This is a genomic window from Arthrobacter sp. CAL618, assembly GCF_000468215.1.
GTDB lineage: Bacteria > Actinomycetota > Actinomycetes > Actinomycetales > Micrococcaceae > Arthrobacter_D.
Window position 1 is genome coordinate 7,849 of the sequence record NZ_ASZW01000152.1, and the last position, 8,858, is coordinate 16,706.

The following is an 8,858-nucleotide window of genomic DNA, read 5'->3' on the forward strand; positions in this document are numbered from 1 at the left end:
GTCGCCGGGCCGCAGCGCATTGAGTTCGATGATGGTGCCGAAACTGAACGGGGTGGCGCCTTCGTTCTCGAGGGCCCCCTTGAGCCTGACAATTTCGGCACGCGCCGCCTCCAGGGCGGCAACCAGCTTGGTGTTGTTCTGGGCCGCAGACGATAACTGCCGGTCAATGTTGCGCAGCCGGTCCCGCAGGACGTTCAGTTGCCGTTGAGTCGCAGCGAGCTGGCTCGCCCCCACCCCGGCCTCGGGCGGGGCGGCAGCGGACAGTTCCGGAGGGTCTACGTTCTCGAAGTCAGCCATGCGTATCGCCCACCTTCAGTGCTCGATTAATGCTCTCATTCGACCATAGCGCAGTGAGCCGGGTTATTCCTGATAGTCGCCGCCCCGGGTAGCATTCGGCCCTAGCTTTCTGTCGGCCCGTCCGCCTCACGGGCAGCGTCCGCGATCTGGTCACGACGGGCCTGCGCCTCGTCAGCGGGTAGCGCGCCGCGCTGGATCGTGGAGCTCGCATCGCGGGCCACCCGGCGCAGACGCTTGTCCGAAACCTCACGCTCACCCACAGCCTGGGGTGTCCAGGCGTTCAGATCCTCTGCGCTGAAATCCGTTTTCGAGGGGCGCCGCTTGGTCGTCAGACCGGTGACCCCGTGCGCCAACCGGCGGGTGATCAGGAGGAAGCCGGTGTGCGCGACCATGCGGTGGTCGGGTCGGACGGCGAGCCCTTCCAGGTGCCAGCCACGGACCATCGATTCCCAGGCGTCCGGTTCGGTGAAACGCCCATCAGCCCGGATGGCTTCGGCGGTGCGGGACAGCTGCGTCACCGTTGCAACATAGTTGATCCACACCCCGCCCGGCGCCAGGACGGTGGCTACCGCGTCGAGGCATTCCCAGGGTGCGAGCATGTCAAGAACCACCCGGTCAACGCTGCCGGGTTCCTCCTGCTCGACCACCTGCTCCTGAAAATCGCCCAGGGTGATTTTCCAGGCCGGATGGGGCCCACCAAAAATGGTCTCGACGTTTCCCTGCGCAATGTCAGCGAATTCGGCCCGCCGTTCAAAAGAATGCAGGTAACCGGCGTCGCCGACGGCGCGGAGCAGCGAGATGGAGAGGGCACCGGAGCCAACCCCGGCTTCCACCACTCGCGCACCCGGATAGATATCGGCCATGGTGATGATCTGGCCGGCATCCTTGGGATAGACCACTGCCGCGCCGCGGGGCATGGAGAGCACGAAGTCCGACAGGAGCGGGCGTAGCGCCTGATACAGCTGGCCGCTGGTGTTGGTGAGAACAGTCCCCTCCAGGGAACCGATCAGCCCATCGTGAAGCAGGAATCCCTTGTGGGTGTGAAACGCGCCGCCGGGGGTCAGCGTGATGGTGTTCATGCGGCCCTTCTCGTCGGTCAGCTGCACACGCTCCCCTGCACGGAAAGGGCCTCGGCGGACGGCTGCACCATGGGGAGGGTGTTCCGCGGGGGTGCTTCCGGGGGTGTTCATCAACGATCGTCCTTAGCTATTGGGGGTAGAGCACGCACACGTCGGTGGCGGCAGGTCAGGAATTTTGGCCGGGGAAGGGTTTGCCGGTGATCGCCGACACCACCGTCGACTGGTGGAGCAGGCCGGTGACCCGTCCCATCCGGTCGATGACCGCGTATTCGCTGCCGGGCAGCTTGGCCAGGAACTGCACCAGTTCCTGGCCAACGGCTGCTTCCGGCACGTAGGCGCCGGGAGAGAGTGCCCGGGCCACCGCATTGATCGGTGTGGTCTCGGCCGCATCGTCCGGGACGCTGAGCAGGGCGCCAGTATCGACTACTGCTTCGGGTTGTCCGCCCGCACCGGTCAGGACAATCGCCGCCCCCGGGTTGTCCCGGACGAGTTTCCTGACCGTTTGCACGGTGGTTCCGGCCGGGATACTGAAGGCTGGCTGCTTCAACCGGCCAGCACTGATCGCCGGGAGGCGGAGCCGCATCTGGGCGCTGTTGATGGCCGCCGTCGCACCCATCCAAAGGAACGCGCCCATCACCGCTGCGATGATGACCACCATCAGGTCGGGCGTCCCTCCGGCCAGCAGGGGAAGTCCGAGGACGGCAACCACGAGCAGGATCACGATGACGCGGCCAGCCCAGCCCGCCGCCACGGTGCCCTTGTCCTGGTTGCCGGTAGCCTTCCAGACAGCAGATTCAACAATTCGTCCGCCGTCGAGGGGCAGGCCCGGCAGCACGTTGAACACGGCCACCAACAGGTTTGCCCACACGAAAATGTCAGCGAGCAGGCGGCCTACCGACTGGGGTTCAAAGAGTGGGACCGCCAACCAGCCAGCGAGGGCGAGGAGAAAGTTCGCCGCCGGGCCGGCCAGCGCCACGATCAGCGAGCGGCCCGGGCTGGCGTTGAAGTTTTCGAACTGGGTGTGCCCGCCCCAGAGGTTGAGCACAATGCGCGTGGTCGGCCAGCCGAAGACCCGCGCGGACAGCGCGTGGGCGAGCTCGTGGACCAGCACTGACGCGGCGAGCAGCAGCGCGTACCCGAGGGCCACGCCGTAGGCTCCGGCCCCGATCCCGGGAAAGGCGCGGGCCACCTGCGGGCCGAAGACCACCACCACAAACAGGGCGATGACGAACCAGGACCAGGCCAGAACGATGGGAATCCCCCAAAGCCGCCCCAGGGAAATTCCCTCCCGCCGCTGCAGCCCAGGAGCCTCGGGTGAGGTCACCGCGAGGCCGACTCTGCCGGGACGGCTGGCTCGGTGAGCGACGNCGCCGCGTGGTCGAGGACCAGCCGGTTGAGGTCAGCCACGGATTTCTGCCTCAGGGTGGGCCATTGATACCAGCCCCGATCGGTCGGGAGCGGCATCATGTGGGGTACGGTCAGCGTCACCAGTCCGGCGGATCCAGCCGACGTCGCGCCCGGAAGGGAGTCCTCGATCGCGACCACCCGGTGCTTGGATAGCGTGCCCCTCGATCCGTCGAGGGAGTCGAACCCCAGCTGGTAGGCCTCCGGGTCGGGTTTTCCCCGCCGCACCATGTCCCCGGTGACCAGGAACTCGAACGTCCCAGCCGGCAGCTGACTTGCCACCTCAGCGGCGAGGGGCCCCTCGGACATGGTGACCATGGCGCACGGAATGTGTTGCGCCTTCAGCTCGGCCAGCAGCTCGACGGCTCCTGGTCGCCAGGGCGCAGCTTCGGCGACCCGGATCTGGACCTCGGTGGTCAGGTGGTCGATGATCTCGCGGATTTCCAGCTCAACGCCGGCCTGTTGCAGGACCCCCGCCGAGAAGGACAGCGCCTGCCCCACCAGGGCTTCGGCGTCGGCGGTGGACCAGGTGCCGCCATGCTTCGCGACCAGATCCTTTTCGGCCTGGATCCAGTACGGCTCGGTATCGACGATGGTCCCGTCCATGTCCCAGAGGACTGCCTGGAGGCCGTCGTCGTCGTGGGTGGCGTGCCCGGAAATGGACGCAACTGTACTGGGATCGGAATTAGCCATACCCCCAGTCTACGGGGAGGCTAATGCCCGGCGGCCGCTTTGGCTCTGCGCGAAGGTGCAGTCAATAGCTGCCAACACCGCGCGGGGAGGTTTAGGGTGAAGTGGTGAGTACCTTTGATGACAGCGTCCAGCCCGGAATTCGTGGCCTTTTCCAGGACAGTGGTTCCCCCGACCGGCGGGTGACGATCATGCTTGCCGCCTTCGAGGGGTGGAATGACGCCGGCGAAGCGGCCAGCGACGCGCTGAAATTCATGGGCAGGTACTGGGGCAGCGAGAAGGTTGCCAGCATCGACGCTGACGAGTTCTACGATTTCCAGTTCACCCGCCCGGTGGTTAGCCGGAACGCCCAGGGCCGGCGCAAAATCAAGTGGCCCACCACGCGGATCAGCAAGGCCCCGGTCCCCGAGACGAACGTGGACCTCATCCTGGTGCACGGTGTGGAGCCGTCCTATAAGTGGCGTGCGTACACAGCCGAACTGATTGCCTCGGCCAAAGAACTCAATGTTGACTGCATCATCCTGGTGGGGGCTCTGCTCGCGGATGTGCCGCACACCCGGCCCATCCCGGTCACGGTCACCTCGGATGATGATCTGGTGCGGGAGAACCTCGACATTGAACCGTCCACCTATGAGGGTCCAATCGGGATAGTCGGAGTGCTCAGTGAGGTGGGCTTGCTGGCCGACATACCGACGCTGTCACTGTGGGCGGCCGTACCGCACTATGTGGGGCAGTCCCCGTCCCCCAAGGCGCAGCTTGCCCTGCTCAACCGGCTCGAAGAGATGCTGCACCTGTCCCTGGACATGCACGTGCTGGTCGAAGAGTCTGAGGCGTGGGAGCGCGGTGTTGACGAGCTGGCTATCGAAGACCCCGAAGTGGCCGCCTATGTGCGGCAACTGGAAGAAGCCAAGGACACCGCCGACCTGCCCGAGGCGAGCGGGGAATCGATTGCCCGGGAGTTCGAGCGGTACCTGAAAAAGCGTCGCAAGGACTGAGCTAGGGTCCGGGCGGTGGACCCCTCTAGCGGGTCAGCCTGATGCCGAGCAGCGCATCCAGTGCGTCGACCACGCCGGAGGCACCGTCAGCTGTCCCGCCGGAGATGGGTGCTTCGGCGGCCCAACGGTCCACAGCTGCCACCCCCGCGGGGGCGTCGAGGTCGTTGGCCAGCGCTGCACGGAGTTCAGCGGTCAGTGCGGCAGCCGATTCCTCAGTCGCCGACCCCAGTGCAAGCCGCCAGCTGGACAGCTGGTCCTGGGCACGGGGAATCACCTTGTCGGTCCATGACCAGTCCGACCTGTAATGGTGGTTGAGAATGGCCAGCCTGATCGCGGCCGGATCCACGCCGTCCCTGCGCAGGGACGACACCAGCACCAGGTTGCCGCGGGACTTGCTCATTTTTTCGCCGTCCAGGCCAACCATCCCGGCGTGCGAGTAATGCCTGGCCAGAGGCGTGCCGGTTGCTGCCTCCGCGTGGGCTGCGCTCATCTCATGGTGGGGGAATACCAGGTCAGAGCCGCCTGCCTGCACGGTGAACGGCAGTTCGAGGAACCGCTGCGCAATCACTGCACATTCGATGTGCCAGCCGGGACGGCCCCTGCCGAGGGTGTTGCCGTCCCAGTCAGGCTCACCGGCCCGAGCCACCCGCCACAGCAGGGGGTCCATCGGATGCTTCTTCCCGGGGCGGGCAGGGTCCCCGCCGCGTTCGGCGAAGAGCCCGGTCATCTCCTCCTGGCCGAGGTGGGAAACGGCGCCCAGGAACCAGGCCTCCGGCCCTGTCAGCGATGCGGACGCTGCATCCACCGAGAAGTAAATGTCGCCGTCGGGCTCCGCCCCGTCGCCGGCGACGGGGTACGCGATGCCGCGTTCCAGCAGTGATTCGATCACCGGGACAATCCACTCGATCGATTCGACCGCCCCAATGTAGTGGTCCGGGGGGATCACGTTGAGCTCGTACATGTCCTCGCGGAACAGATCCGTCTGCTGCGTGGCGAGATCAGTCCAGTCCACCCCCGTGGCGGCCGCCCGCTCCAGCAGCGGGTCGTCGATGTCGGTGACGTTCTGGACATAGTTCACGACGGCGCCTGAGTCACGCCAGAGGCGGTTCAGAAGGTCGAATGCCACATAGGTCGCGGCGTGGCCCATATGGGTGGCGTCGTAGGGTGTAATCCCGCAGACGTAAAGGCCATGCCGGGAGTCCGTCGGCAGCGTAACGTACTGCTGCTGCTTGGTGTCATACAGGCCGATGTCGGCGCTTTCGCCGGGCAGGACAGGAATAGGTCGAGAGTTCCACGCAATCACACTTCTACAATACGTTCCTTGCAGCGGTGACCCGACCAGCGATCCGCCCCAGACGTTCTGCTGACAGGGGAATCAGGGGTTGATGATGCCGAATCCGAGGAGCAGGAACAGGGCCAGGCCCAGCAGGATGCGGTACCAGACGAAGAGGCCGTAGCTGCGGGTGGAGACGAACTTCAGGAACCAGCCAATGATGATGAACCCGACCACGAAGGCGATACCGGTGGCCAGTGCCGTCTCCCCCAGCCCGTAGGGGCCCGGCTCGCCGATGCTCTTGAACAACTGGAAAAAGCCACTGGCAAACACGGCAGGAATGGCCAGCAGGAACGAATAGCGTGCTGCGGCTTCGCGGTTGTACCCCATGAAAAGGCCGGCGGTGATGGTGCCGCCCGACCGAGAGACGCCCGGGATGAGGGCCAGCGCCTGGGCGAAGCCGTAGAAGATGCCGTGCCGGTACGTCAACTGGTCCAGGGACCGGTTCTGCTTTCCGACGGCGTCCGCCACCGCCAGGATGAGCCCAAACACGATCAACATGGTGGCGGTCAGCCACATGCTGCGCAGGGTGCTCTCGATCTGGTCCTGGAAGAGCAGCCCCAGCACACCGATCGGGAGGCTGCCGAGGATCACGAGCCAACCCATCCTCACATCCGGGTCGCTGGTGGGTACTTTCCCGACGAGCGACCCACTCCAGGCCCGAATGATCCTGACAATGTCGCGCCAGAAAAACACCACCACGGCGGTTTCAGTGCCAAGTTGGGTGATCGCCGTGAACGCGGCGCCTGGGTCCTGGGCGTTCGGTAGAAACTCGCCGACAATCCGGAGGTGGGCGCTTGAGGAGATGGGCAGGAATTCCGTCAGGCCCTGCACCAGGCCCAGGATGGCAGCTTCGATCCAATTCACAAGTAAGACCTTAGAGTACTCAGCCGTCAACCTCCGGTAGGCGACAGCCCTCCCCGAGGCTTTAGGCTTACCGTATGCAGTGGCAAAACGTGGGTAGCAGCGGTCTGACGGTATCCCGTGTGGGATTGGGCACAATGACCTGGGGGCAGGACGCGGATGAGGAGACGGCACGGGAACAGCTTCGTCTGTTCACCGAGGCCGGCGGCACCCTGGTGGGGACCGCCGCCCGNCCCGCTACTCGGATGGCCGGGCGGAGGCGATCCTCGGGGACCTGATCGGCGATACCGTCGCCCGGTCCGAGCTGGTTCTTGCCGTCCAGGGTGGGTCGGCACGCCAGCACGGCGGGGTGCGGCACGCTGACGGGTCCCGGAAGGGACTCCTCGATTCCCTTGATGCTTCCCTGGCCCGGCTGGGAACCGACCACGTCGACCTGTGGCTGGCCCCGGCCCGCCTTGATGCCGTTCCGTTGGATGAGACCCTCGGGGCACTGGAACTGGCCTACCGGACGGGGCGGGCCCGCTACGTGGGCGTCTCCAACCAAGCGGGTTGGGAACTTGCCCTCGCCTCGGCCACAGCTGGTTTCCCGTTGACGGCGCACGAGGCTGAATACTCGCTGCTGAACCGCACCGTGGAACGGGAGGCGACACCTGCCGCGGAGGCCCTCGGGGTGGGCCTGGTGGCGTGGGCGCCACTGGGTCGTGGGGTCCTGACCGGAAAGTACCGGGGTCAGACCCCGGCGGATTCGCGGGCGGCATCGGACCTCTGGGCGCCCTACGTGGAGCCGTATCTCACGGGACGGCCGCAGCGGATCACCGAGGCACTGGTCACCGCCGCCAAAGGCCTGGACCTGGCGCCACTGGAAGTGGCGCTGCGGTGGGTACTGCACCGGCCGACGGTGGCTGCCGCGATGACCGGTGCGCGGACCAGCCACCAGCTCAAGGATGTCCTGTCAGCGGGGCAGGACCCGCTCCCCGCGCAAATCTCCGCAGTGCTCGACGAAGTGTCGGCCCAGTCCTAGGACTCGTCGGATTCGTCGTCGTCGCCGTCTTCATAGATGACCAGCGGCGTCACTTCCCCGTGGGCGTCGTAGAGGACTTCCTCATAGGTGTCGAAGGCGTCGGCGATGGCCAGGTAGGCGGCCTCAACGGCCGGATCCTCGTCCCCGCGCCGGGATGCGGCAGCGTTAAGATGCTCCTCAAGCGCCGAAACCAAGGTTTGGAGCGCGACACGCGGATCAATACTCATGGGTAGACGTTATCGGTAAAGTGATCAAAATTGGAGGGAAATGCGAGAACAATTTCTGAACGCAACGACGGCGCCCCGGCGCGACGTCGAACGCCGGTACGAGTATCTGGTGTTGACCGTCAACGCGGGCGAACCGGTGAACGCCGCCCGTCAGGCGCTGACCGAACACGCCGAGTACGGCAAATGGGAACTGGAACGCAGTTGCATCTACATCGGTGGCGGACGCCGGTACTGGATGCGGCGCAAGGTCCTCCGGGTGGAACGCACGGCCTAGGAGCCGGAGGCCCTAACTGTCCTCCTGCGGACCCAACCAGGCGGTCGCTACCGTGCGGTGAGCCGACTCGGTGGACGACGGATGGTACTGGCCCGCCAGCACGTCACGGTGGAGCCTGCCGATTTCGCTACCAGCCTGGTAGCCGCGCCCGCCGGCAAGGTGCATTGCCGCGTCGTTGACCTGCCGGGCCACGGCGGTGGCCCGCAGCTTGAGGCCCACCAGCTTGGCGAACCACTGGCTCCCATGATCTGCACCCTCGTCCAGGTCCCGCGCCACAGACCGTAGCTGGGCATCGAGTGAGTCGATGGCCATTGCGGCATCGGCGATCTGCCAGCGCACCTCGGGCGCCTGAGACAGGGCCACGCCGTCCCGACCGGTGGTGCGCTGCCGGGCCGAGTCGATGGCAAGGGTCAGCGACCGGTCGCCAATCCCCGTGTACACCGCTGACAGCAGCGTCTCGAAGACCCCGAAGATGGCGAAGATGAGGGGGTCTGCGTTGGGGCCGACCGGGAGGTGCCTGAAGATCCGTTCGGCGGGTACGACGACGTCGTCCAGCCGGGTGGTGTGTGACTGGCTGGCCCGCATGCCCATGGTGTCCCAGTCCTCGACCGTGTGGACCCCTGCGGTCCCCCGGGTCACGATTCCGTGCACCAGCTCCCCGGCGCCGTCGGGTG

Annotated in this window: 9 protein-coding genes and 2 pseudogenes (1 of these 11 running past the window's edge); 3 read left to right on the forward strand and 8 right to left on the reverse strand. The window is 66.0% G+C overall.

The window, feature by feature from the left end; all coding sequences use genetic code 11:
• The 4 genes and pseudogenes from arc to K728_RS0109145 form a co-directional block, all read right to left on the reverse strand.
• Positions 1 to 297: pseudogene (gene arc / locus K728_RS18990) on the reverse strand (proteasome ATPase) (it extends 1,466 nt beyond the left edge of the window).
• Between the two features lie 101 nt (positions 298 to 398).
• Entirely contained in the window at positions 399 to 1,487 is a 1,089-nt protein-coding gene (locus K728_RS0109135; RefSeq protein ID WP_083850890.1) for a tRNA (adenine-N1)-methyltransferase, read from the reverse strand.
• Positions 1,488 to 1,542: 55 nt separating this feature from the next.
• Complete coding sequence (locus tag K728_RS0109140; protein WP_024476508.1) at positions 1,543 to 2,700, reverse strand: site-2 protease family protein; 1,158 nt, start codon at positions 2,698 to 2,700, stop codon at positions 1,543 to 1,545.
• Positions 2,697 to 3,473: an HAD family hydrolase gene (locus tag K728_RS0109145; RefSeq protein WP_024476509.1), complete on the reverse strand. Its 777-nt coding sequence runs from the start codon at positions 3,471 to 3,473 to the stop codon at positions 2,697 to 2,699. The genes K728_RS0109140 and K728_RS0109145 overlap by 4 nt, the downstream gene beginning before the upstream one ends.
• A gap of 137 nt (positions 3,474 to 3,610) precedes the next feature.
• Here K728_RS0109145 and K728_RS0109150 point away from each other — a divergent pair, with 137 nt between their 5' ends.
• Positions 3,611 to 4,465, forward strand: coding sequence for a PAC2 family protein (locus tag K728_RS0109150; protein WP_237742118.1), 855 nt, complete (start codon positions 3,611 to 3,613; stop codon positions 4,463 to 4,465).
• Between the two features lie 25 nt (positions 4,466 to 4,490).
• Here the strand turns inward: K728_RS0109150 and mshC are convergent, their stop codons facing one another.
• On the reverse strand, positions 4,491 to 5,768 hold the full coding sequence (mshC, locus tag K728_RS0109155) for a cysteine--1-D-myo-inosityl 2-amino-2-deoxy-alpha-D-glucopyranoside ligase (RefSeq protein WP_019482703.1): 1,278 nt from the start codon (positions 5,766 to 5,768) through the stop codon (positions 4,491 to 4,493).
• 72 nt (positions 5,769 to 5,840) lie between these two features.
• Entirely contained in the window at positions 5,841 to 6,665 is an 825-nt protein-coding gene (locus tag K728_RS0109160; protein WP_019482702.1) for an undecaprenyl-diphosphate phosphatase, read from the reverse strand.
• Between the two features lie 74 nt (positions 6,666 to 6,739).
• Here K728_RS0109160 and K728_RS18995 point away from each other — a divergent pair.
• Positions 6,740 to 7,683 (forward strand): annotated as a pseudogene (locus tag K728_RS18995) (aldo/keto reductase).
• On the opposite strand, the gene K728_RS0109170 reads toward K728_RS18995, so the two are convergent.
• Complete coding sequence (locus K728_RS0109170) at positions 7,680 to 7,910, reverse strand: hypothetical protein (RefSeq protein WP_019482700.1); 231 nt, start codon at positions 7,908 to 7,910, stop codon at positions 7,680 to 7,682. The pseudogene K728_RS18995 and the gene K728_RS0109170 overlap by 4 nt on opposite strands.
• A 40-nt stretch (positions 7,911 to 7,950) precedes the next feature.
• On the opposite strand from K728_RS0109170, the gene K728_RS0109175 reads away from it, so the two are divergent.
• Positions 7,951 to 8,184 (forward strand): DUF5703 family protein, encoded by a 234-nt coding sequence (locus tag K728_RS0109175; RefSeq protein WP_019482699.1) that lies wholly within the window; start codon positions 7,951 to 7,953, stop codon positions 8,182 to 8,184.
• A gap of 12 nt (positions 8,185 to 8,196) precedes the next feature.
• Here the strand turns inward: K728_RS0109175 and K728_RS0109180 are convergent.
• Positions 8,197 to 8,858: acyl-CoA dehydrogenase family protein (locus tag K728_RS0109180; protein WP_024476511.1), on the reverse strand; the 662-nt coding region annotated here is incomplete at its 5' end.